Raw genomic sequence first — 20,556 nt, 5'->3', positions numbered from 1 at the left:
GCTTACCAGCGGATACCCAGGCGCAAAAACAGCCTCGAGAGTACGAACAGCGGCCCCACCCAGAGGTATTGGATGTCTTCGAAGAACGAAGGTTTCCTGCCTTCTATCTTGTGGCCGATGAACTGGAAGATCCATGCCACTACAAAGATGGCGGCGGAAATCGGCAGCACAAGGGTGCCCATGGCCTGAACCACCGCCAGCACCAGGGCCGTTCCGGCCAGCATGGTGATCAGGAAGGCGGGCGAACGCAGGGTGGCGTAGTAGAAGAGGCTCGCCGCCACGAAGCCGTACGCCACCCACGGATGCAGCGCATACAGCAGGCCGACGATGCTCAGCATGATGGCGGGGATCGCGACGAAGTGAATCAGCTCGTTGGTTGGGTGGCGGTGGCTTTCGCCATAGTGGGCAAGCAGCCGGTCGACCTTGCGGTCGCCTGCCGCGGCGGGGGCATCGGCGGTGTGCATGATGTTCTGTCTCCAAAGCGTCGCTCGGTACGGCGATGTACCTGCATGGTGCCTCCGCCGGCAGGCGATGGCAAGTGCTATGGAAAAAGTAGCAAAACCTTCCTGTTTTCGCAACCGCTGGGTCATGACTTAGGCACTGTTGCCCGCTCGAGGCGTCGCTAAGATCGGCTGCGTGGCTCTTCCGCTCGAATCTTCATCTCCTTCGTCGCCTTCGACCGTGGAACCCGGCCCCGCCCGCCCGCCCACTGCCATCCTGGTGGTGGACGACCACGATCTGCTGCGGCTCGGCGTGCGGGCGCTGGTGCAGGCACAGGCCGCTTCTTCCGGCGCGAGCATCGAGGTATTCGAAGCCGGCAATGTGGCTCGTGCGCTGGCGCTCTATGAAGAGCACCGGGACTCCATCGGCCTGGTGCTGCTGGACCTGGCACTGCCCGATACCCATGGCCTCAGCGGCCTGGCCGAATTTCGCCTGCGTTACCCGGCGGCCCGGATCGTGGTGCTTTCGGGCACAGGCAACACGTCCCTGGCCCAAGGCGCGGTGGCCCTGGGTGCGAGCGCCTTCCTTCCCAAGTCGGCGGATCTGAAGGAGGTGGTGGGCTTTATCCGCGCCTGCGGCCTGCTCGATGGGGGCGCTGTGCAGACTGCGCCTCCCCCCGTCATGAAGACGCTCGGCGGCTACGCCGAAACGGCCCACGCCAGCGCCTGGCAGGAACTCACCCCGCGCCAGATGCAGGTCCTGCAGTGGGTGCTCGAAGGCAAGGCGAACAAGGAAATTGCCCAGATAGCAAACCTGAGCGAAGGCACGGTAAAGAACCACGTATCGACCATCCTGCTGCTGTTCGGCGTGCGTTCGCGCGCGCAATTGATCAGCAGCCTGCGTTGAGCCCGCCGCCCATGGCCGCCGACACGCCGCTGAGCCAGCGGGTGCTGCGCGAGCACGTGGCTTCGGTGTATTTCAACTACAAGGCGACGTTCCTGGCTCGCCTGGTCTTCGTTCTGGTGCTCGGCGGGTTCATGTACCTGCAGCTGGGCGATCCCATGGTGCTGCCGTTCGTCGTGCTGCACCTGGCGCTGTACCTGGGCATGTACTTCACGCCGCGATGGAACCCATCCGTGCCGGCGGCGGAAAGCGCCTGGTGGGCCCGCAAGATCACCCGCATCGTGACGCTGCTCGGGTTTGCCGATGCGCTCGCACCGTGGATCTTCGTGCCCGCAGGCAACCTGCCCGTCACCGCCGCGCTGATGGTGGTGATGATGGGCAACTGCGCACGCGCGGTGCAGTCGCTGCGGCCGCTGAAGGCGGCGCTGTTCGGCCACACGCTGCCGATGATGGGTGGGCTGATCGTTGCCCTGGCGTGGCAGGGCGATCCCATCCATCTCTTTCTTGCGGCCTTTGCCGCGATCTATCTTGTTCTGATGCTGCGCGTGGGCGTGCAGGAGCACCAACTGCTGGCGGATTCGCTGGCCCTGCGCTTCGAAAAGGAAGCGCTGGCGGTGCGGCTGGAGGAGCAGATCGCCGCCACCGAACGTGCCAGCGAAGAGAAGACCCGCTTCCTTGCCAGCGCCAGCCATGACCTGCGGCAGCCGCTGCATGCCATAGCGCTGTTCGGCGCCGCACTCGAAAACGAATTGCGCGGCCGCCTCGAAGGAGTCCATGCGGAGCGCCTGATGCGCGCGGTGAACGCGCTGGGCACCTCGCTCGACACCATGCTCGACGTCTCGCGGCTCGACGCGGGTGTGGTCACGCCGGAGATCCGGGCGGTGCAGCTCGACGCCTTGTTCCTGCCGCTCAACCACATGTTTTCGCCGCAGGCCGAACAGAAGGAGCTGCAGCTGCGCGTGCGCGCGAGTGGATTGTGGGTGCGCAGCGATCCGCAACTGCTGCACCGCATGCTCTCCAACCTGATCGACAACGCGCTCAAGTACACCGTGAACGGCGGCGTGACCGTGAGGGCGCGGGCGCGCGGCGATGCCGTGTGGATCGAAGTGCGCGACACCGGCGTCGGCATCGCGCCCGAGCAGATCGGCCGCATCTTCGAAGAGTTCTACCAGGTCGGCAACCCGGGCCGGGACCGATCGCAGGGGTTGGGTATCGGCCTGTCGATCGTGCAGCGCCTGTCGCGCCTGCTGGACCATCCGCTGCAGGTGCATTCGCGCCCGGGGCGGGGCACCCACTTCCGTGTGGTGTTGCCCGCCGCCGCGCCGCTGGCTGTTTCCAGCTTGCAAGGCACCGAGGCTCACCGGCAGCGCGCCGCAGGGGCCCAGGCGCTGCCCCGACGCGTGCTGCTGGTCGACGACGAGGCGGAGATCCGGGAGGCCATGGGCGAGCTGCTGCGCTCCTGGTCCATCGAGGTGGAGGCCGTGGCCGATGAGGCGCAGGCGGAAAAGGCCTTGGCGCGGGCGGAAGGCCAGGCGCGGCCCTTCGACCTGCTGGTGTGCGACTACCGCCTGGCCGAGGGCAATGATGGGCTCGACGCTGGCCAGCGCCTTCGCCGGCGCCATGGCACCGACATGCCGCTGTTGCTGGTCACCGGCGAAACCGCGCCCGAACGCTTGCAGCGTGTCCGGGCCTCGGGCGTGGCCGTGCTGTTCAAGCCGGTCGACGCCGGCAAGCTGTTTCGAACCCTGAGCGAACTCGTGCCCACCGGCGCGACATGACCTTTGGCACTGGTGTGCGGGTAGGGCGCGCTTTACCTTTGCGCGGTCTCACACATCAATGCTCTCAGGGAGTGATTTCATGCAAGCAAAACTATTGATATCGGCGCTCGCCGCGACTCTGGCGGCCTGCGGTGGAGGAGGTGATGGCGGCGGCGGTGGCTTTGCCGGCCTGCCGGTGATACCGGCGCCCGCACCCGCTCCTCCCGCTCCACCGCCACCCGCCCCGCCGCCGCCCGCTCCGGCCCCGGTTCCCGCCACGCGCACTTTCATGTACGAGGCCTTGGCCCCTTCCGCCGACGCATCGGCGTTTCTCGACCGGCTGAATGCGCAGGGCGCGAGGGCCTTTCGCTTCTTCAGCGGCCTTGCTTTCACCACGGGCCCGACGAGCGCGGAGGTCGTCGAGGCTTACGTGAAAGACGCAGAGACCACCTACGCCTTCGAGCTGCTGCCCGACACCGCCTCGGTGGCCGACCTGCAGGCGCAGCTCAGCGCCCAGGGTGCCAGGGGCTTCAAGTGGGGCGGGCCGTACATGGTCGGCGGGCAGATCCGCGCGCTCTATCGCAAGGACAACAGCTCCTCGTCGACCTACACGTATTCCGTGCTGACTGCGCCTGCCGACAGCGCCGGCTATCTGGCACAGGCCAACGCCCAGGGCGGCAACGGCTTTTTCAGCGTCGCCGGGGCCTACATGGTTGGCGGTACGACGGTGCTGGTGTACCAGAAGGACTCGCAAGGCAGTGCAACCTATGGCTACGAGGCGCTGGGCCAGCCTGGCAGCGACGCCGATTTCCTCGCGCAGCTCGAGGCCCAGGGCGCCCGGGGCTTCCGGTTCAAGACGGGCTATGGCTTTTCGGATGGCATCAGGCTGCTCTACGAGAAAGACCTGACGCAGTCGGCCACGTTCAGCTACCAGAACCTGCAGCCCGCGGCCAACAGCGCGGACTACATCGTGCAGGCGAACGCCGAGGGCGCGAAGGGCAATGCGCTGGTGGGCGACTATGCACTGCCAAGCGGCCAGATCCGGACGCTCTACATCCGGCCAACCAACTGCACAGGCTTTCTCTGCGACACCCGCTCGCTGTTCGGGTTCTAAGCAGCTTCTAAGCGGCGGCGGGCGCTGTTGGCTGCACCTCAGCCCAGCAGCGCCTGCGCAAACTCGCGTGCGTTGAAGGTCTCGAGGTCTTCCAGCTTCTCGCCCACGCCGATGAAATAAACCGGAATCGGCCGCTCGCGCGCAATGGCGCAGAGCACGCCGCCCTTGGCGGTGCCGTCGAGCTTGGTCACCACCAGGCCGGTAAGGCCCAGTGTCTCGTCGAAGGCCCTGACCTGCGCCAGGGCGTTCTGCCCGGTGTTGCCGTCGATCACCAGCAGCACTTCGTGCGGCGCCGTGGCGTCGGCCTTGGTGACCACGCGCTTGATCTTCTTGAGTTCGTCCATCAGGTGCAACTGCGTCGGCAGCCGGCCCGCGGTGTCGACCAGCACCACGTCCTTGCCGCGCGCCTTGCCGGCCGTCACCGCGTCGAAGCTCACGGCGGAGGGGTCGCCGCCTTCCTGGCTCACGATCTCGACCGTGTTGCGGTCAGCCCAGACCAGCAGCTGCTCGCGCGCGGCCGCCCGGAAGGTGTCGGCCGCCGCAAGCAGCACCGAGGCGCCTTCGTTGGCCAGGTGCTTGGTGAGCTTGCCGATGGATGTGGTCTTGCCCGCGCCGTTGACGCCGGCCACCATGATCACCGTCGGCGAGAACTGGCCGATGACCAGCGGCTTTTCGAGCGGCCGGAGCAGGTCGGCAATGGCATCGGCCAGCAACTTCTTCACCTGCGTGGCATCCGTCGCCATCTGGCGCTTGACGCGGCCGCGCAGGTCGTCGAGCAGGAACTCGGTCGCCTTCACGCCCGCGTCGGCCATCAGCAGCGCCGATTCGAGTTCTTCGTAGAGCGCTTCATCGATCTGCGCGTTGACGAACACCGCCTGAATGCCGGTGCCGGTCTTGCGCAGGCCGGTTTTCAGCTTGTCGAACCAGCCCTTGCGCTCGGCGAGCATCGCCGCTTCGGTAGCGGGCGCGGGGAGCGGTGCGGGGGGGCTCGACGGGCGCAGGGGCCGGAACCGGTGCTGGTGCCGGCACCGGTGCCGCAGGCGGCGTGGCGGCGGGTACCGGGGGGGGAGGCGGCGGCGCCACGGTGGGCGGCGCGGCGGGCGGCGCGGCGGGCGCGGGCGATGGCGCAGGCGCGGTTTCCTCCGCGGCAGGCTTGGAGCCGAACCAGCTCGACGGCGAAAACACCGAGCGCGCCGGGGCAGGCTCGGGGGCCGGCGCCGGTGCCGGTTCAGCGGCCGGGGCGGGCGCCGGTGCGGCCGGAGCTTCGGCGGGTGGTTTTTTCTTGAAGAAACTGAACATCGGGAGCTTTTTACAATCCGACCCATTCTATGAAACACCCCTCGCCACGCCGTGCTGCGTCTGGTGCGGTGCTGGCAATGGCGCTTTCCGCGCTGTGGGCGGCGCCTGTACTCGCCCAGCCCACACCGGCTTCCGCCGCCTCTGTCAGTTCTTCCACTCCCGTTTCACCGGCCGCTGCCGCCGCGGCGCCTGCGCCCCAGCAGTTCACCCTGGCCAACGGCATGACGCTGCTGGTGCTGCCCGACAGGCGCGCACCCACCGCGGTGCAGATGGTCTGGGTGCGCGTGGGCTCCGTGGACGAGGTCGACGGCACCTCGGGCGTGGCCCACGTGCTCGAGCACATGATGTTCAAGGGCACCAAGACCATCAAGCCTGGTGAGTTCTCGCGCCGCGTGGCGGCCCTGGGCGGCCAGGAAAACGCGTTCACCTCGCGCGACTTCACCGGCTACTACCAGCAGATTCCGGTGGCCAGCCTCGAGCAGGTCATGAAGCTCGAGTCGGACCGCTTTGCCAACAACCAGTGGTCCGACGACGAGTTCAAGCGCGAGATCGAAGTGGTCAAGGAAGAGCGCCGCATGCGCACCGAAGACCAGCCGCGCGCATTGCTGGGCGAACAGCAGAACGCCGCGGTGTTCACGGCTTCGCCCTACCAGCGCCCCGTGGTCGGCTGGATGAGCGACCTGGACGCCATGACGCCCGACGACGCGCGCGAATTCTTCCGGCGCTGGTACGTGCCCGCCAACGCCGCCGTGGTGGTGGTCGGCGATGTCGACGTGGCCAAGGTGCGCGCACTGGCCGAGAAGTACTACGGCAGCATTCCCGCGCGCGCCGTGCCCCCGCGCAAGCCGCGCACCGAGCCCGCGCAACGCGGCATCCGCCGCATCGAATTCAAGGCGCCGGCGGAGCAGGCCTACGTGTCGCTCGCGTTCCGCATTCCGCAGCTCGAGAACATCGACGCTGCGGACAGCGACGTGTGGGCGCTCGAAGTGCTGTCGGCCGTGCTCGACGGCTACACCGGCGCACGGCTCGACCGCGCGCTGACCCAGGGCCCCGATCGCGTGGCCGATTCCGCGGGTGCCTATTCGGGGCTGGCCGGGCGCGGGCCGCAGCTGTTCACGCTGGTGGGCGTGCCGGCGCACGGAAAGACCGCCGAGGCGGTGGAGGCGGCATTGCGGGCGCAGGTGGCGCGCATCGCGAAAGAAGGCGTGGGCGAGGCCGAACTCGCGCGCGTCAAGACGCAATGGGTGGCCAGCGAAACCTACAAGCGCGATTCCGTGATGGCGCAGGCCCGCGAACTCGGAAGCAATTGGGTCCAGGGGCTGCCGCTCGACTCCAGCGCCCGCATCATCGCGAAGCTGCAGGCCGTGACCCCGGCCCAGGTGCAGGCGGTGGCCGCCAAGTACTTCGGAGACGACCAGCTCACGGTAGCCACCTTGCGCCCGCTGCCGCCGGAAGCCAAGCCCCGAGGACGCGGCTTTGCAGCGCCCGCGGGCGAGATGCGTTGAAGGGCCGGACCGCCATGATTGCCATGAAAAAAATTCTCCGTCCCGCGCTGTTCGCCATCGCTGCCGCCCTTGCAGGCGCCGCGCAGGCTGCACTCCCCATCGAACACTGGACGCTCGCGAGCGGTGCCAAGATCTACCTGGTGTCGACCCAGGCGCTGCCCATCGTCGACGTGCAGATCGACTTCGACGCCGGCAGCCGGCGCGACCCGGCGGCGCAAGCTGGCCTGGCCAGCGTGACCGCCGCCATGGTCGAGAAAGGCGTGCGCGCCGGCAAGAACGGCGAGCCCGCGCTCGACGAGAACGCGCTGGGCGAAGCCTGGGCCGATTTGGGCGCCGAGTTCAACGCGAGCGCCGGAACCGACCGCGCCAGCTATTCGCTGCGCACCCTGTCCGACCCGGCCCTCCTGTCCAAGGTGGTGGCGCTGGCTTCGCGCGAGATCGGCGAGCCGGCCTTCCCCGACGATGTGTGGCAGCGCGAGCGCGAACGCATCAATGCATCGCTGAGGGAGGCCAATACCAAGCCGGCGACCATCGCCGGCCGCGCCTTTGCGCAAAGCGTCTATGGCAGCCACCCGTATGGCCAGGACGTGACCGAAGCCACGCTGGCACGCATCGACACGGCGGCCATGCGGCAGCGCTACCAGCAGTTCATCGTGCCGTGCCGCGCCAAGCTCAGCATCGTCGGCGCCGTGACGCGCGCGGAAGCGGAAGCCATGGCCACCGCGCTGCTCTCGCGGCTGCCTGGCCCCGAGGCCTGCACTCCGCTGCCGTCCATTGCGCCGGTGACCGCGCTTGCGGCGCCGAAGGACGAGCGCATTCCGTTCGCGTCGGCCCAGGCCCACGTCTTCATCGGCCAGCCCGGCTATCCGCGCAAGGACCCGGACCACTTCGCACTCACACTCGGCAACTACGTGCTGGGCGGCGGCGGCTTCGTTTCGCGGCTCACCAACGAAGTGCGCGAGAAGCGCGGCCTGGCCTACAGCGTCTACAGCGGCTTTTCGCCGGGGCTGGACGCCGGGGCATTCCGCATCGGCTTTCAGACGCGGCCCGACCAGGCTGAAGAGGCGGTGAAGATCTCCCGCGAGGTGCTCGCCAAGTTCGTGACCGAAGGCCCGACCGCCGCCGAGCTGAAGGCGGCCAAGGACAACCTGATCGGCGGCTTCCCGCTCCTGATGGACAGCAACCGCAAGCTCATCGGCAACGTGGCCAACATTGCGTGGCACGACCTGCCGCTCGACTATCTGGATACCTGGACCGCGCGCATGAACGCCGTTACCGCGACCGAGGTGCGTGCCGCGTTTGCGCGCAAGCTGCAGCCCGAACGCATGGTGACGGTGGTGGTGGGCGGCAAGTGAGCGGGCGGCGTTTCAGCGCAAGGCGTGTGCGCCGCTGCCGGCGGCTGCGCGCACCGTCGTCCTGAGTCGTTCGAGGAGCTGCGGCGCCGCGCGCGCCTGCTGCCAGTAAAGCGGCACCTGGAGCGCGGAGCCCGGCACCAGCTCTGCCAGCGCGCCCGTGCGCATCGCATCGGCCGCCATGCTCACGGGGAGCATGCCCCAGCCCATGCCGGCCCGCGCCGCCTCGAGAAAACCGTGCGCAGAGGGCAGCCAGTGCCGCGGCGTCTCGACGCTGCGATGGCAGATGCGCCGCACCCAGCGCGCCTGCAACCGGTCCTTGCGGTCGAACACCAGGCTGGGTGCATCGGCCAATGTGCGCGCACCCACGCCCTTGGCGAAATACCGGTGCATGAATTCGGGGCTCGCGGCCGCCACGTAGTGCATGGTGCCCAGGGCTTCGCTGTTGCAGCCGACCACCGGCTGCGCCAGGGCCGTGACCGCGGCCAGCACGGCGCCGCTGCGCAGGCGCTCGGCGGTGTGGTCCTGGTCGTCCACGGTCAGGTCGAGCAGGGCGGATTCTTCCTGTCTGGCAAAGGCCGCGGCGGCCGCCATGAACCAGGTGGCCAGGCTGTCTGCGTTGACTGCCACGCGCACCGTGACCCGTTCGCGCTCGTTGCCGCCGCTGCCGGCCATGCCGAGCGCCGGCATCGCGTCGCGCAGTTCGTGTTCCAGCATGCCCACGCGTTCGAAGTGGCGGCAGAGCTGCTGGCCCGCTTCGGTGGGCACGCAAGGCTGTCCGCGCACCAGCAATGCACCGCCCGTGCGTTCCTCGAGCAGCTTCACGCGCTGCGAGACGGCCGAGGGCGTGACGTTCAGTGCGCGCGCGGCGCGCTCGAAGCTGCCTTCGCGCACCACGGCGGCCAATGCGTTCAGGGCGGCGTAGTCGAGCATGGTGCGTGATGAATTAGAGAAACTGAATAAGCCTTAGGAAGTTTAGTTTGAGTTAATTGACTCTTGGCAGCAAGCTCACGCCATGGTCACCGAACAAATCACCACCGCTTTCGCAAACGGGCTCTTCATGAGCCTGGTGCTCATCGTCGCCATCGGCGCGCAGAACGCCTATGTGCTGCGCCAGGGCTTGCGGCGCGAGCATGTGAGCGCCGTGGTGCTGTTCTGCGCGGCGAGCGACGCGCTCCTGATCACGGCGGGCGTGGCCGGTATGGCGCAGGCGCTGCAAGGGCGGCCTGCGGTGGCCACGGCACTCGCGGGGCTTGGCGCCCTGTTCCTGGGCGGCTACGGGTTGCGCGCGCTGTGGCGCTCGCGGCAGCCCGGTGCGCTGCAGGCTACGGCCCAGGGCGCATCGCTTTCGCGCGCCGCCGTGCTCGCTCAGGCGGCAGGCTTCACGCTGCTGAATCCGCATGTCTACTTGGACACCGTGCTGCTCGTCGGCAGCACCGGCGCGCAGTACGGCGGAGCGCTCAAGGCCTGGTTCGTCGCGGGGGCGACGCTGGCAAGCGCGCTGTGGTTCTCTGCGCTGGGCTTCGGCGCGCGGTGGCTGGCACCGGTGTTCGCGCGCCCGCGTGCCTGGCAGGTGCTGGACGCGCTGATCGGCGGCACGATGCTCGTGCTTGCCGCGCTGCTCGCGCGGCGGGCCTTTCTCGGCATCTAGCGGCACGCGCGGCGGCGTTAAGCTTGCCGCATGCCCCAGAAGAAAGCCGCAGCCGCCAAGCGCCCCCCCTCGTCGTCATCGCCGTCATCGCAATCGCCCTCCCGATCCAAATCGCGGCCGAGCGAAGTGCGCATCATCGGAGGCCAGTGGAAGCGCACCCGTCTTTCCGTGGCCGACAAGCCGGGCCTGCGCCCCACGCCCGACCGCGTGAGGGAAACGCTGTTCAACTGGCTCGCAAGCATCGCGGGTGCGGGTGGCGGCGAGTTGCCGGGCTGGCATTGCGTCGACGCGTTCGCGGGCACTGGCGCCCTGGGCCTGGAGGCCGCTTCGCGCGGCGCCGCGAGCGTGCTGCTGTGCGAACAAGACGCCGCGCTGGTGGGGCAGCTGCAGGCCGCCAAGACCAAGCTCTCGGCCGAGGCCGTGCGCATCGAGCGCGGCAACGGGCTCACCGCGCTCGAACGCGTTGCCGCAGGCAGCCTGGATGCCGTATTTCTCGACCCGCCTTTCGACAGCACCGCCCTCTACGAACCTTCGCTGCGCGCCGCGGGCCGGGCCGTGAAGGCTGGGGGAGCCGTCTATCTGGAAGCACCTCGCAAGTGGACCGACGAGGAGCTCGCCGCCGTCGGCCTTGTTGGTTTTCGTTACCTAAAGGCGGGTGCCGTGCACGCGCACTTGCTGCGGCACCTTGCGACCGGAACCGCATAGGGACTGCATAATTCGCCGGACAAGCCGCACCGGCTGCATGAGGAAGAAGCAACCATGGCCAGCAACGTGATCGCGGTTTATCCCGGCACTTTCGATCCCATCACCCTCGGCCACGAGGACGTGGTGCGGCGTGCAACCCAGCTTTTTTCGAAGGTCATCGTCGCGGTTGCGGCGGGCCACCACAAGAAAGCGCTCTTCACCTTGCAAGAACGCATGGAAATGGCGCGCGAAGCTGTGAAGCCCTATAGCGACCAGGTCACGGTCGAGAGCTTTTCGGGCCTCCTGCGCGACTTTGTGGTGGCGCGCGGCGGCAAGGCCATGGTGCGCGGCCTGCGCGCCGTGACCGACTTCGACTACGAATTCCAGCTGGCGGGCATGAACCGATCGCTGATGCCCGATGTGGAAACCGTGTTCCTGACGCCCAGCGACAAATACCAGTTCATATCTAGCACCTTCGTGCGCGAGATCGCCATGCTTGGTGGCGAGATCCACAAGTTCGTTTCGCCCGATGTGGAGACGCATCTGGCCGCAAAGGTGCGCAGCCTCGGTCGTGAATAGGTCCTCCCCCAGTCTTCGCGCACTTCGTGTCGCTTCGCCAACCCCCTCGCCGGGGGCAACACCAGCGGCCCGGCAAAGCCGGTTCCGCGGTGTTCCACGAAGATGCAAGACCGTCATCCGCATAGACGGCATGGGACTGAGATGAGCAGTCAACATCCGGTACCTCGCCTGCATCCGCTGGGCGATGCGGCGTTGCTTTGCGAGCTGGCGCCGCCGGCCACGCTGGCTCAGCAGCAGCAGATCTGGGCCTTGGGTGCCGAGGTGCAGCAGTGGCCCGGCGTGGGCGAGGTGCTGCCGGGCATGAACAATCTCACGCTGACTTTTGATCCGCTCGCGATCGATGTCGATGCGCTGATGGCGCGGGTCAACGAGGCTTGGCCGCGGCTGTCGGCAGCCGCCATCGAAGGCCGTATGGTGGAGATTCCGGTGGCCTATGGTGGCGAGCACGGGCCTGACCTTGCCGATGTCGCGGCTCACACCGGCCTCACCCGAGCCGAGGTGGTGCGGCGCCACAGCGGCGGCGAATACGTGGTCTACCTGCTGGGCTTTCTGCCCGGCTTTGCCTTTATGGGCGGGCTGCCGCCCGAGCTCGCCACGCCCCGGCGGGCCGAACCACGCACGGCGGTGCCTGCGCGCTCCGTGGGCATTGGCGGCGAGCAGACCGGCATCTATCCGCTGGTGTCGCCGGGTGGCTGGCAGCTGATCGGCCGTACGTCGCTGGAGCTTTTCAACCCGGCGGCCGAACCTCCCACCTTGCTGCGTCCGGGCGACCGCGTGCGCTTTGTCGTCGAAAGCGTCGAGACATGATGCTGGTCCAGAAACCCGGCATGCTGGCCTCGGTGCAAGACCTGGGCCGTCACGGGCACCGGCAGGTCGGCATCTGCCCCGGCGGCGCGCTGGATGTGCTGGCGCTCACGCTGGCGAACCGGCTGGTCGGCAATGCCGACGGCGCAGCGGGCCTTGAACTCACCATGGGCGGCTGCGAGATCCGCTTCGAAACCGACACGCGCATCGCGTTGGCCGGCGATGATTTCGCCGCCCAGCTCGACGGCACACCGCTCTGGCCGTGCTGGAGCGTGCCCGTCAAGGCGGGGCAAACGCTCAAGCTCGCGGGCGCGAATGCACCCGGCGCAAAGAAGGCCGGCTTGCGCAGCTGGCTTGCGGTGGCGGGGGGTATCGACGTGCCGCCGGTGCTCGGTTCGCGCAGCACCGATCTGAAGGCCGGCTTTGGCGGCCACCAGGGGCGGGCGCTGCGCAAGGGCGACCGGCTCGCGCTGGGTGCAACGTTGCTCGATGCCGCCCGGCTCGCGCGGCGGCCTTTCGGGCTGCGCGGCCCCGAATGGGGACCGGAGGAAGACGACTCGGCCATCGAGTTGCGCGTGCTGCCGGGACCCGAATTCGACCAGTTCACCGCGGAGTCGCATGCGCAGCTCTGGAGCGAGCGCTGGCGCATCACGGCACAGAGCAATCGCATGGGAAGCCGGCTGGCGGGCGCCGAACTCAAGCGCAAGCGCAGCATCGACATGCTCTCGTCGGGCGTCATTCCCGGCACCATCCAGGTGCCGCCCTCGGGCCACCCGATCATCCTGATGGGCGACGCGCAGACCACCGGCGGCTATCCGCGCATGGGCGTGGTGATTCGCGCCGACCTCTGGAAGCTCGCACAGGCGCCGCTCGACGGCCGGCTGCGGCTGGTGCAGGTCGACATGGCGGCGGCGCTGGAGGCGTGGGCCGGGCAGCAGCGCTATCTTGCGCAAGTGGCGCAAGGGCTGGCGGCTGCGGGTTGGAGCAGACCGGCATAGACTGTGCGAGCAGCGGGCGCGCGTACGGCATCGATGTGCCGGCGGCCTGAAGAAGGAAGAAACCCAAATGCAAATCGACCTGAATGCCGACCTCGGCGAAGGCGCCGGCAGCGACGAAGCGCTGCTTGGCCTTGTGAGCTCGGCCAACATTGCCTGCGGCTGGCACGCGGGCGATGCCAAGACCATGCGGCAGTGCGTGCGCTGGGCCATCGAACACGGCGTGGCCATCGGCGCGCACCCCAGCTTTCCCGACCGCGAGAACTTCGGCCGCAGCACCATGCACCTGCCAGCCGACGAGATCGTGGCCAATGTGCTCTACCAGGTCGGCGCGCTCGCCGCGATCGTCAAGGCCGAAGGTGGCAAGCTCTCGCACGTCAAGCCGCACGGACAGCTCTACAACCAGGCCGTGAAGGAGCCCGAGCTTGCCGACGCGCTGTGCGAGGCGGTGCGGCGCTTCGACCCGTCGCTCAGGTTCTTCGGCCTTGCGGGCAGCGGCATGATCGACGCCGCGCGCCGCGCCGGCCTCACGCCCGTCGAAGAAGTGTTTGCCGATCGCGGCTACATGCCCGACGGCAGCCTTGTGCCGCGCAGCCAGCCCGGTGCGCTCATCGAAGACGAAGAACAGTCGCTTGCCCAGACGCTCTCGCTGGTGCGCGACCGCAAGGTGACCGCCATCGACGGCAGCACCGTGCCCGTCAACGCCCAGACCGTGTGCCTGCACGGCGACGGTGCCCACGCATTGGCCTTTGCCCGCCGCATTCGCGACCGCCTGCAGCAAGAAGGCATCGCGGTTCGCGCGACGGCCTGAGAGCACTGTTAACCCGTGGCGCAGCGAACCAACGTCCTGCTGACCGGTTTCGATCCGTTCGACCGCGAAGCCCTCAACCCTTCATGGGAGGCCGTGCGCGCGCTGCACGGCTGGAAATGCGGCCGCGCCACCGTGCATGCCCGCCAGATGCCCTGCGTTTTCGGCGATGCCATCGAGACGCTTGCGGGCGCCATGGACGAACTGCAGCCGCAGCTGGTGCTGTGCATCGGCCAAGCCGGTGGACGCGCGGAGATCACGCCCGAGCGCGTGGCCATCAACATCGACGACGGCCGCATTGCCGACAACGCAGGCCGGCAGCCGATCGACACCCCAGTGGTGCGCGGCGCGCCCGCCGCGTATTGTTCGACACTGCCGATCAAGGCCATCGTGCGTGACCTGCGCGCGGCCGGTGTGCCCGCGTCGGTGTCGAACACCGCTGGCACGTTCGTGTGCAACCACATCTTCTACGGCCTGATGCACCGCATGGCCACTCACCCGGTGCCGGGGCTGCGCGGCGGGTTCATTCATATTCCCTACCTGCCCGAGCAGGCAGCGCGCTTTCCGGGGCTGCCCAGCATGTCGCTGGCCACCATGGTCGAGGCGCTGCGCATTGCGGTGGCCACTGCGCTGGCGGTTGAAAAGGACATTGCCGAAACCGGCGGTCAGCTCCACTGAGCCAGCCAGGAGAGCAGCGCCGCATTGACGAGCGCGGGCTTCTCCATCGTGAGCATATGGCCGCACTGCGGCAGCCACACCACTTCCGCATGCAGCACCAGCGCCGCAATTTCGCGCGTGCAGTCGGGCGGTGTCAGCCGGTCGGTGTCGCCGCAGACCAGGAGCACCGGCACGCGAAGCGAAGGCAGGTGGGTGCGCGCATCGGGGCGTCGCATCACCGCACGGTTCTGGCTGATGAGCTGCTGCGTGCCGGCGTCCAGCACGATCTGGACGTAGCGCTCGACCAGCTCCTGGTCGGCCGCCTGCGCGGGGTGGAACGCGAAGACGGCATTCGGCTCGATCACGTCGCGCAGTTCGCCGCGCTCGAACAACTCGATCGCGCTTTCGCGCAGCTCGTACATCTCTGGCGACTCGGGCCGGGCGTTGGTGCCCAGCAGCGCAAGCCCCGCAATGCGCTCGGGCGCCTGCCGCGCGGCTTCCATGGCGACCATGCCGCCCATCGATGCGCCGCACAGCACCAGCGGGCCGGGGTTCTCGCGCAGCACGGCCGCGGCCATGTCTTCGATGGTGTCGTGCCGCATGTGGGCATCGCTCACGCGCGCTTCGAACATGGGCGGAAGAACGGGAAGCTGTGCCTCCCAGAGGCGCTCGTCGCAGGCGAGGCCGGGCAGCAAGACAAGGTGTGGCATGAGCGGATTTTGCGTCATCGCGCCCTCCGGCGTAACGGCATAGGCTGCTTGGCCAGAAGCCATCCGGCGGCGGAATCGACATACTTTCCATTGCTGCGCGATCTGCGGTTCGCGCGTTTCCGCTTCATACCGAGGACAAGAAAATGAACCTGGTTCAACGCGTGCAGGACATCCTGCTCAAACCCAAGGCCACCTGGCCCGCCATCGACGCAGAGCCCGCGGACACCGCGTCGCTCTACAAGAACTACGTGATGATCCTTGCGCTGATACCGGCGGTGGCGGGCTTCATCGGCCTGTCGGTCATCGGCTTCGGCGCCTTCGGCGTCAACTTTCGTGTGCCCGTGGTCACAGGGCTCGTGAACATGGTCGTCGGCTACGTGCTCTCGCTCGTCATGGTGTTTGTGCTGGCGTTGATCATCGATGCACTGGCACCGACTTTCGAGGGCTCGAAGAGCCAGATCGGCGCGCTCAAGCTGTCGGCCTATGCCAGCACGGCGAGCTTCCTGGGCGGGGTGTTCAGCCTGATCCCGTCGCTCTCGATCCTGGGCGCGCTCGCGGCGCTCTACGGCATCTACCTGATCTACGTGGGCCTGCCGGTGCTCATGAAGTGCCCGCCCGACAAGGCGCTGGCATACACGGCAGTGGTGGTGGTTTGCGCCATCATCGGCGGCGTGGTGATCGCCTGGGTGCTCTCGCTTCTCACGCCTTCGCCGGCACGCGTGGGCGCGGCACCGTTCGCGGTGCAGGTGGCGGCCATGCAACAGATGGTGCCGCCGAGGCTCTGAGCGCCGCGCATGCGGTGGAGAATGGGCGTTCCATGCCAACGCCCACACCCGACTCCGCGACCGAACTCATCCTGATCCGCCACGGCGAAACGGCCTGGAACCGCGAACTGCGTTTCCAGGGGCATGCCGATGTGCCGCTCAACGACATGGGGCACGAGCAGGCGCGCCGCCTGGGCTTGCGGATGGCGGGCGAAACGGCGCAGCACATTGTCAGCAGCGACCTCCTTCGTGCGCAGCAAACCGCGGCGCCGGCGTCGCTGCAGCTGTCGCTGCCGGTGGTTACCTCGGCTAGTTTGCGCGAGCAGCACTTCGGCGTGGTCGAGGGCATGCGGGCCGACGAAATACAAGCCCTGCACCCCAGGGCATGGGAAGAGTGGCTGCAGTTCCGCGAGGACCACGCCATGCCCGAGGGCGAGTCGGCACGCGAATTCCACACGCGCATCGTCGCGGCCCTGGGCAACCTCGCAGCCACCTACCGCGGCCAACGCCTCGTGGTCGTCACCCACGGCGGCGTGCTCGACATGGTGTGGCGCACCGCGCGCGGCCTCAGCCTCAGCGGGCCGCGGCAGAGCGACATTCCCAATGCGGGCTTCAACCGCATCCGCATTGCCGAGCCCGCCATGCCCGACGCGATCGAGATCGTCGACTGGGCCGACACGCGGCATCTTGCCGACCTGCCACCGCAGCCGGTGTACGACCAGCGGCGGCACCTCGAGAAGAGCTGAACAGCGAAAGGCCGCGCCTCTTCGAGCGAGGTGCAGCTGCCGGTTTTTTCATTTCTCAGAGGCGAGAAGCCAGTTCTCCGAGCCCAAGCCGCGCATACACATCGCCGGCCTGCCGCCGCAGCCGCAGCGATTCGGGTTGGCCATTGAGCTGCTGCTGCAGGATGCCCTGCGCCCCCGTGAGCGTGGCTTCGGTGTCGGCACGCACGAGCGCGTCGAGGTACACCTGCTCGAACAGGTCGCGCTGCGCATGGCTACCGCCGATCTCGATGAGGCGAGGCAAGGCGCTGCCGAGCCCGTCGATGGCCGAGGCGAAGTCTCCTCGTGCATGGGCAATGAGCCCGCGAGCGGCCGGCACGCACACGTGCTGCCACGCCGCCCGGGTCGAGGCGGGTGCGCGCGGCGCGAACGCCTCGATGTTGCGCAGCAGCGCATCCGCTTCGGGCCGACCCGCGCGGGCCAGGCCATAGAGGTACTGCAGGTCGAGAAAGGGCAGCACATGGTCTGACTGGCGCTGAACGAGGTAGTGGCCCACGTCGCTCCACCGTGTGCCGACATCGATACCCGCAAGCTCGAAGCGCGCCAGCAGCGAGACCGCGCCGATCTGGTCCTGCGAGTAGTCCTTGGCTACGCCCCACACCTCACGGTCGTACACCGCAAGCGCCTCGGCATCGCGCCCGAGCTCGATGAGGAACAGGGCCACGTGCCACCAGTTGTGCGTCACCATGAACGAATTGAGCCCGGTCCAGGTGTCGCTCACGCCCTGCATGAACGCCAAGCCCTCGGAAAGCCGGCCTTCGGTGAGCATCACATGCGCCAGCGCATGGTGCGCCCACGGCTCCTTGCGGCACATGCCGATGGCGCGGCGCGCGCTGGCCTCGGCATCGCGCATCAGGTGGCACTGCTCGTAGCCGAAGGCCGCCATGCCGTGAACGTAAGGCACGTCGGACGCGGCAGGCAATGCGGCAAGTGCTAGCCGGAGCATGCCGGGGCAGTCGCCAGTATTGAAGCAGTGGTATTGCCCCAGCTTCAGCGACACGAGGTCGCGCGGGTACTCGCGCGCCTGTTCCGTATGCAGTGCAATGGCCCTGGTGATGTCGCCGTCGGCCCAGGCCTCTATCGCTGCGACGTAACGTTGCTCGCGCTGCGTGGCACGGGAGGATGTGGCGCAGGCCTTGGCGAGATAGGGGCGCGCATTGGCCGCGGCATCGCGCGACTCGGCGAAGAGGTGGAGCGTTGCGCAATAGGCCTGGACGAGGGGGCTCGAGTCGCTGCCGGCCAAGGCCAGCAGGTTGACCGCACGCGCCTCGGTCGAAACGAAGCCCATGACGAAGTCGTCGAGAAGCGGCAGGCTGGCGGCATCGTCGAGCGTGAGCGGGTTGCCGAAGCTGTCGGCATGCAGGGTTGCGGAAGGCATGGCCGGATGGTGCCATGCCCCGCCGCAAGCTTCAAACGCCCGCTTGCTGGTGGCGGTACTCCTGCGTCTTTCCGCCGTAGCCGTAGGCCGCGCCGCGGGCGTCGATCACGTGGATGTACGACACCTCGTGCAGGTTCGGCCGCAGCCTTGCCATGGCGGCATGCACTTCGCGCAGGTAGCGCGCCTTTTCCGCCTTGGTGTTGGTTTCGTCCGTGACGCTGATGTCCAGGTGAAACGCCGACTTGCCAAGGGAGGCCAGAGACTGCCCGCCGATGAACCACGTGTCGGCGGCGATGTACTGCACCGTGATGGCGATCACCGGCAACTGCTTGCCGAGCACGCTCTGGGTGAGCTCGGCGACCGTGTCGACGGTCTTGCGGGTGAGATCGGCATCGGGCTCGCCCGAGAGATGAACAACGATATGGGGCATTTGGAACTCCGTGAATGAGTGAACGATGGGGCTATTCTGGTCATTGTGGTTCCATCGGAAAAGCGGGAAGATATGATGGCAATCATCGGATTACCGAATGGATAAGCCATGCAGACATTCGACCTGGAACAGCTTCGCACGCTGGCCGCGGTGATCGACGCCGGCAGCCTCACGGCGGCCGCGCCGCGCGTTTTTCTTTCGCAGTCATCGGTGAGCGAGCAGATCCGCAAGCTCGAGGAGCGGGCAGGGCAGTCATTGCTCACGCGCAGCAAGAGCGGCGTGGCGCCGACCGAGGCGGGCACGCGGCTGCTGGCCTATGCGCGCCGCATCCTCGCGCTCAGCGACGAGGCCTTTCGCAACCTGCACGGCGAAACCTTGCAGGGCGAGCTGCGGCTTGCCGTGACCGACTACTTTCGGCCCGGCGATCTGACTCAGCTGCTGGCACGGCTTGGCAGGAGCTATCCGCAGGTGCGGCTGAACGTGAGCATCCTGAAGAGCGACGCGTTGCGGGCGGCTTATTCGAACGGCGAATTCGACGTGGGGCTGGCGATGAATATCTCAGGTGCGGCCTCTTCGCCGGAGCAGGGCCCAAAGGTGCCGGCAATACGCCGCGAATCGCTCGTGTGGCTTGGCGCAGCCGGCATGCGGCTGGCCAAGGGCGAGCCGCTTCGGCTGCTGGCCTTGCCGGACACCTGCTCGTTGCATCAGTACACCGTGGCGCTGCTTCGGCGGCGCAAGGTGCCGTATGTGCTGGCGCATGTGGCGTCGGGCGTGGCGGGATTGCAGTCGGCGCTGGCCGCCGGGCTCGGGGTGGCGTGCCTGAACGAGTCTGCCGTGTGCGATGGCGTGGGGCGGCTGGTGCCGCCGCACGGATTGCCGGCGCTGCCCCGGGTTGCATTTCAATTCTTGCCAGGCCGCCGGGGCGAGACGGAGTTTGTGACCCGGGCCCGGGAAATGCTGGCGACCCACCTGGTATGACACCACCTAGAGGTGGCGCGGGACTTGCGTCAAGCTGCCTGACATGAGCGCGCCACAACCCAGAACCCCGGCGGACTTTTTGCGGCACTCCCGTTTCGACGACGCACAGGCCATCTTTTCAGGCACCTTGTTCGTTGCCATTGCCATGATGCTGTTCGGCCAGGCGGGCCTGCTCACGGGCGGCACGGCAGGCGTTGCGTTTCTCTTGCACTACGCCACCGGGGTGAGCTTCGGCAAACTGTTCTTCCTGGTCAACTTGCCGTTCTATTGGTTCGCATGGCGCCACATGGGGCGGGCCTTCACCATCAAGACCTTCTCCGCCATTGCACTGCTTTCGGTCATGACCGACTGGGCGCCTCGCTACATCTCCATCGATTCGCTGCACCCAGCCTTCGCGGCCGTGCTCGGTGGATTGCTGCTGGGCACCGGATGTCTGTTTCTCGCCCGACACCGCGCGAGCCTGGGTGGTGCGACGGTGCTGACGCTGTACCTGCAAGAGAAGCGCGGCTGGCCTGCCGGCAAGGTGCAGATCGGTATCGACTGCACGGTGGTGCTGCTGGCACTGTTCGTGATTCCGCCGCAGCGCGTGGGCTGGTCGGTGCTGGCCGCTGTGGTGATGGGGCTTTTCTTATGGATCAATCACAAGCCGGGGCGGTACGCTGCGACTTGATTCGTCGGGCGTTTTTTTGGGTGCCGCTATTCAGGGCTTGTGCAAAGGCCACCGGGTACTCCCCTCCGCGAATGTCCCCCGGGGCTGCGCCCCTCCTCCTTTATTTCGCTGCGGGGAGCACCCGATGCCCTATGCACCAGGGCACGCTGCTATTGATCCTGCGATCAACGACCGCCGTTCATCACGCACACGTCGATGGGGTGCCTTGCGCAGCGAAATAAAGGAGGAGGCCGCAGGCCGGGGAACATTCGCGGAGAAAGGTACCCCGTCGGCGGGTGAGCGCCCTGAACGGCGA

General features: G+C 67.6%; 21 protein-coding genes and 1 pseudogene. 16 read left to right on the top strand and 6 right to left on the bottom strand.

What is annotated here, in order from left to right; translation table 11 throughout:
- Nucleotides 1-2: 2 nt before the first annotated feature.
- Complete coding sequence (locus GOQ09_RS22060; protein ID WP_157616811.1) at nucleotides 3-467, bottom strand: DUF962 domain-containing protein; 465 nt, start codon at nucleotides 465-467, stop codon at nucleotides 3-5.
- A gap of 169 nt (nucleotides 468-636) precedes the next feature.
- On the opposite strand from GOQ09_RS22060, the gene GOQ09_RS22055 reads away from it, so the two are divergent.
- The 3 genes from GOQ09_RS22055 to GOQ09_RS22045 all read left to right on the top strand — a co-directional run bounded on the left by GOQ09_RS22055 (nucleotide 637) and on the right by GOQ09_RS22045 (nucleotide 4,215).
- A complete protein-coding gene (locus tag GOQ09_RS22055; protein WP_242630915.1) occupies nucleotides 637-1,347 on the top strand; it encodes a response regulator transcription factor in 711 nt (236 codons plus the stop codon).
- An 11-nt stretch (nucleotides 1,348-1,358) separates the two neighbouring features.
- Nucleotides 1,359-3,122, top strand: coding sequence for an ATP-binding response regulator (locus tag GOQ09_RS22050; RefSeq protein ID WP_157615716.1), 1,764 nt, complete (start codon nucleotides 1,359-1,361; stop codon nucleotides 3,120-3,122).
- Nucleotides 3,123-3,201: 79 nt separating this feature from the next.
- Entirely contained in the window at nucleotides 3,202-4,215 is a 1,014-nt protein-coding gene (locus GOQ09_RS22045; protein ID WP_157615714.1) for a hypothetical protein, read from the top strand.
- Nucleotides 4,216-4,253: 38 nt separating this feature from the next.
- On the opposite strand, the pseudogene ftsY reads toward GOQ09_RS22045, so the two are convergent.
- Nucleotides 4,254-5,514, bottom strand: a pseudogene (ftsY, locus tag GOQ09_RS22040) (signal recognition particle-docking protein FtsY).
- Nucleotides 5,515-5,543: 29 nt separating this feature from the next.
- Here ftsY and GOQ09_RS22035 point away from each other — a divergent pair.
- Nucleotides 5,544-7,019, top strand: a complete 1,476-nt coding sequence (locus tag GOQ09_RS22035; RefSeq protein WP_242630914.1) for a M16 family metallopeptidase — start codon at nucleotides 5,544-5,546, stop codon at nucleotides 7,017-7,019.
- A gap of 14 nt (nucleotides 7,020-7,033) precedes the next feature.
- The gene (locus tag GOQ09_RS22030; protein ID WP_157615711.1) at nucleotides 7,034-8,374 is read left to right on the top strand and encodes a M16 family metallopeptidase; all 1,341 of its coding nucleotides are present in this window, start codon (nucleotides 7,034-7,036) and stop codon (nucleotides 8,372-8,374) included.
- A gap of 12 nt (nucleotides 8,375-8,386) precedes the next feature.
- Here the strand turns inward: GOQ09_RS22030 and GOQ09_RS22025 are convergent, their stop codons facing one another.
- A complete protein-coding gene (locus GOQ09_RS22025) occupies nucleotides 8,387-9,304 on the bottom strand; it encodes a LysR family transcriptional regulator ArgP (protein WP_157615710.1) in 918 nt (305 codons plus the stop codon).
- A gap of 82 nt (nucleotides 9,305-9,386) precedes the next feature.
- Here GOQ09_RS22025 and GOQ09_RS22020 point away from each other — a divergent pair, with 82 nt between their 5' ends.
- The 7 genes from GOQ09_RS22020 to pcp all read left to right on the top strand — a co-directional run bounded on the left by GOQ09_RS22020 (nucleotide 9,387) and on the right by pcp (nucleotide 14,570).
- Nucleotides 9,387-10,022 carry a LysE/ArgO family amino acid transporter gene (locus GOQ09_RS22020; protein WP_157615709.1) on the top strand — a complete coding sequence of 212 codons (636 nt, stop codon included), beginning with the start codon at nucleotides 9,387-9,389 and terminating at the stop codon, nucleotides 10,020-10,022.
- Between the two features lie 30 nt (nucleotides 10,023-10,052).
- The gene (locus GOQ09_RS22015) at nucleotides 10,053-10,727 is read left to right on the top strand and encodes an RsmD family RNA methyltransferase (RefSeq protein ID WP_157615708.1); all 675 of its coding nucleotides are present in this window, start codon (nucleotides 10,053-10,055) and stop codon (nucleotides 10,725-10,727) included.
- A gap of 54 nt (nucleotides 10,728-10,781) precedes the next feature.
- Nucleotides 10,782-11,285 (top strand): pantetheine-phosphate adenylyltransferase, encoded by a 504-nt coding sequence (coaD, locus tag GOQ09_RS22010; RefSeq protein ID WP_157615706.1) that lies wholly within the window; start codon nucleotides 10,782-10,784, stop codon nucleotides 11,283-11,285.
- Between the two features lie 141 nt (nucleotides 11,286-11,426).
- Nucleotides 11,427-12,092, top strand: a complete 666-nt coding sequence (gene pxpB, locus GOQ09_RS22005; RefSeq protein WP_157615704.1) for a 5-oxoprolinase subunit PxpB — start codon at nucleotides 11,427-11,429, stop codon at nucleotides 12,090-12,092.
- A complete protein-coding gene (locus GOQ09_RS22000; protein ID WP_157615702.1) occupies nucleotides 12,089-13,087 on the top strand; it encodes a biotin-dependent carboxyltransferase family protein in 999 nt (332 codons plus the stop codon). Before pxpB ends, GOQ09_RS22000 begins: the two co-directional genes overlap by 4 nt.
- 67 nt (nucleotides 13,088-13,154) lie before the next feature.
- Nucleotides 13,155-13,895 (top strand): 5-oxoprolinase subunit PxpA, encoded by a 741-nt coding sequence (pxpA, locus tag GOQ09_RS21995; RefSeq protein ID WP_157615700.1) that lies wholly within the window; start codon nucleotides 13,155-13,157, stop codon nucleotides 13,893-13,895.
- A 15-nt stretch (nucleotides 13,896-13,910) separates the two neighbouring features.
- On the top strand, nucleotides 13,911-14,570 hold the full coding sequence (pcp, locus tag GOQ09_RS21990; RefSeq protein WP_157615698.1) for a pyroglutamyl-peptidase I: 660 nt from the start codon (nucleotides 13,911-13,913) through the stop codon (nucleotides 14,568-14,570).
- On the opposite strand, the gene GOQ09_RS21985 is transcribed toward pcp, so the two are convergent.
- Nucleotides 14,558-15,259 carry an alpha/beta fold hydrolase gene (locus GOQ09_RS21985; RefSeq protein WP_431769287.1) on the bottom strand — a complete coding sequence of 234 codons (702 nt, stop codon included), beginning with the start codon at nucleotides 15,257-15,259 and terminating at the stop codon, nucleotides 14,558-14,560. The two genes, pcp and GOQ09_RS21985, sit on opposite strands and share 13 nt — an antisense overlap.
- Nucleotides 15,260-15,402: 143 nt before the next feature.
- Between GOQ09_RS21985 and GOQ09_RS21980 the strand changes: the two genes are divergently transcribed.
- Both GOQ09_RS21980 and GOQ09_RS21975 read left to right on the top strand, forming a co-directional pair.
- Nucleotides 15,403-16,044, top strand: a complete 642-nt coding sequence (locus GOQ09_RS21980) for a Yip1 family protein (protein ID WP_157615694.1) — start codon at nucleotides 15,403-15,405, stop codon at nucleotides 16,042-16,044.
- A gap of 32 nt (nucleotides 16,045-16,076) precedes the next feature.
- The gene (locus GOQ09_RS21975; RefSeq protein WP_157615691.1) at nucleotides 16,077-16,769 is read left to right on the top strand and encodes a histidine phosphatase family protein; all 693 of its coding nucleotides are present in this window, start codon (nucleotides 16,077-16,079) and stop codon (nucleotides 16,767-16,769) included.
- A gap of 55 nt (nucleotides 16,770-16,824) precedes the next feature.
- On the opposite strand, the gene GOQ09_RS21970 is transcribed toward GOQ09_RS21975, so the two are convergent.
- Both GOQ09_RS21970 and GOQ09_RS21965 read right to left on the bottom strand, forming a co-directional pair.
- On the bottom strand, nucleotides 16,825-18,183 hold the full coding sequence (locus GOQ09_RS21970) for a tetratricopeptide repeat protein (RefSeq protein ID WP_157615689.1): 1,359 nt from the start codon (nucleotides 18,181-18,183) through the stop codon (nucleotides 16,825-16,827).
- 31 nt (nucleotides 18,184-18,214) lie between these two features.
- Complete coding sequence (locus GOQ09_RS21965; RefSeq protein ID WP_157615687.1) at nucleotides 18,215-18,613, bottom strand: tautomerase family protein; 399 nt, start codon at nucleotides 18,611-18,613, stop codon at nucleotides 18,215-18,217.
- A 108-nt stretch (nucleotides 18,614-18,721) separates the two neighbouring features.
- Between GOQ09_RS21965 and GOQ09_RS21960 the strand changes: the two genes are divergently transcribed.
- Both GOQ09_RS21960 and GOQ09_RS21955 read left to right on the top strand, forming a co-directional pair.
- A complete protein-coding gene (locus tag GOQ09_RS21960) occupies nucleotides 18,722-19,591 on the top strand; it encodes a LysR family transcriptional regulator (RefSeq protein ID WP_157615686.1) in 870 nt (289 codons plus the stop codon).
- A 43-nt stretch (nucleotides 19,592-19,634) separates the two neighbouring features.
- Entirely contained in the window at nucleotides 19,635-20,261 is a 627-nt protein-coding gene (locus GOQ09_RS21955; RefSeq protein WP_157615684.1) for a YitT family protein, read from the top strand.
- Nucleotides 20,262-20,556: the final 295 nt, after the last annotated feature.

The sequence above is a fragment of the Variovorax paradoxus genome (assembly GCF_009755665.1).
Taxonomy (GTDB): domain Bacteria; phylum Pseudomonadota; class Gammaproteobacteria; order Burkholderiales; family Burkholderiaceae_C; genus Variovorax; species Variovorax paradoxus_G.
Note: the sequence above shows the minus strand (reverse complement) of the source record. Positions and strands in the feature narration are given on the sequence as shown.

Coding starts and splice junctions, on each gene's coding strand:
- GOQ09_RS22050 (WP_157615716.1), top strand. CDS start 1,359: ATGGCCGCCGACACGCCGCTGAGCCAGCGGGTGCTGCGCGAGCACGTG.
- GOQ09_RS21975 (WP_157615691.1), top strand. CDS start 16,077: ATGCCAACGCCCACACCCGACTCCGCGACCGAACTCATCCTGATCCGC.
- GOQ09_RS22035 (WP_242630914.1), top strand. CDS start 5,544: ATGAAACACCCCTCGCCACGCCGTGCTGCGTCTGGTGCGGTGCTGGCA.
- pxpA (WP_157615700.1), top strand. CDS start 13,155: ATGCAAATCGACCTGAATGCCGACCTCGGCGAAGGCGCCGGCAGCGAC.
- GOQ09_RS21960 (WP_157615686.1), top strand. CDS start 18,722: ATGCAGACATTCGACCTGGAACAGCTTCGCACGCTGGCCGCGGTGATC.
- coaD (WP_157615706.1), top strand. CDS start 10,782: ATGGCCAGCAACGTGATCGCGGTTTATCCCGGCACTTTCGATCCCATC.
- GOQ09_RS21955 (WP_157615684.1), top strand. CDS start 19,635: ATGAGCGCGCCACAACCCAGAACCCCGGCGGACTTTTTGCGGCACTCC.
- GOQ09_RS21970 (WP_157615689.1), bottom strand. CDS start 18,183: ATGCCTTCCGCAACCCTGCATGCCGACAGCTTCGGCAACCCGCTCACG.
- GOQ09_RS21965 (WP_157615687.1), bottom strand. CDS start 18,613: ATGCCCCATATCGTTGTTCATCTCTCGGGCGAGCCCGATGCCGATCTC.
- pxpB (WP_157615704.1), top strand. CDS start 11,427: ATGAGCAGTCAACATCCGGTACCTCGCCTGCATCCGCTGGGCGATGCG.
- GOQ09_RS22015 (WP_157615708.1), top strand. CDS start 10,053: ATGCCCCAGAAGAAAGCCGCAGCCGCCAAGCGCCCCCCCTCGTCGTCA.
- GOQ09_RS22020 (WP_157615709.1), top strand. CDS start 9,387: ATGGTCACCGAACAAATCACCACCGCTTTCGCAAACGGGCTCTTCATG.
- GOQ09_RS21980 (WP_157615694.1), top strand. CDS start 15,403: ATGAACCTGGTTCAACGCGTGCAGGACATCCTGCTCAAACCCAAGGCC.
- GOQ09_RS22000 (WP_157615702.1), top strand. CDS start 12,089: ATGATGCTGGTCCAGAAACCCGGCATGCTGGCCTCGGTGCAAGACCTG.
- GOQ09_RS22030 (WP_157615711.1), top strand. CDS start 7,034: ATGATTGCCATGAAAAAAATTCTCCGTCCCGCGCTGTTCGCCATCGCT.
- GOQ09_RS21985 (WP_431769287.1), bottom strand. CDS start 15,259: ATGCCACACCTTGTCTTGCTGCCCGGCCTCGCCTGCGACGAGCGCCTC.
- GOQ09_RS22025 (WP_157615710.1), bottom strand. CDS start 9,304: ATGCTCGACTACGCCGCCCTGAACGCATTGGCCGCCGTGGTGCGCGAA.
- GOQ09_RS22045 (WP_157615714.1), top strand. CDS start 3,202: ATGCAAGCAAAACTATTGATATCGGCGCTCGCCGCGACTCTGGCGGCC.